The sequence below is a fragment of the Acidovorax cavernicola genome (assembly GCF_003581445.1).
Genome location: NZ_QXMN01000278.1, coordinates 1 through 851, shown reverse-complemented (window position 1 = coordinate 851; position 851 = coordinate 1). Strand labels below are relative to the sequence as shown.

At 53.2% G+C, this 851-nt stretch carries 1 protein-coding gene; it reads right to left on the bottom strand.

Annotation, left to right across the window (positions count from 1 at the left end; translation table 11 throughout):
- Window positions 1–350 (bottom strand): DNA cytosine methyltransferase (locus D3H34_RS33135; RefSeq protein ID WP_147400619.1); only part of this gene is annotated, 350 nt, incomplete at its 3' end.
- Between the last annotated feature and the right edge of the window lie 501 nt (window positions 351–851).

Below are 851 nucleotides of genomic sequence, written 5' to 3'. Positions count from 1 at the left end.
ACAAAATACTTTGGGCGGACGATGCCCACTACCCGCAGGAATTGCTTGTATAGGTTCGTACGCTCATCCTTCTCAGGGTCCCGATTGCCCGCCATCGAAAAAGATTGGCACGGGTAGCCCCCCACGACGATGTCTGCATCGGGAAATACCTGAATTCCAGAGATGTCCGCATTGCGGATATCAGCGCCAGGGAAGTACTTCTTCAATGTGTTGCAGGCGTCTGCAAGGATGTCGTTCGAGAAGATGACATGACCGCCTGCCGCTTCTACGCCAAAGTCCATGCCGCCGCAACCTGAGAACAGGGATAACACCCTGATCTCTTCCCCGTTTTTCTCAAAAAATTTGTTCACGATCTCTCGCCTATTTGCTGCGCATCTTCGGCATCAGTGCCTTGCGGGAAAAGGGGCCACCTAGACTTCAAGTAGCCATCAATCGCATCGCGTACTACCCAAGCAAGAGAGACCTTGTTCTCTGCAGCGATCCTTTCCAGTACTTGGTACTGGTTCTCTGGGAAGCTGATGGAGGCCCGAACTGTACGTTCCTGCGCGCTGCCGTCATGATGTTTTGTCTGAGTCCGCATGGCTGTTTTCCAAGCTGAAGAGCTAATGCACCAGTCTACACCACAGTGGTGAATTGTTCCCCGCCGTATAGATTTGGGACCGCTAAGACCACATAGGCAACCGCGCGGGCGGATATGTGGTTGGCCTGCCGTCAACAACATATCCTGAGGTTCTTCAATTTGTTGCCGGAGGGGTGGGCGCCCGGTGAAAGAGAACGAGGACGACGGCTCACGGTTCTAATCCGCTGAGATGGTCCATTGCCCAGTGCAGGCCTTTTGCAGAATTCATAAA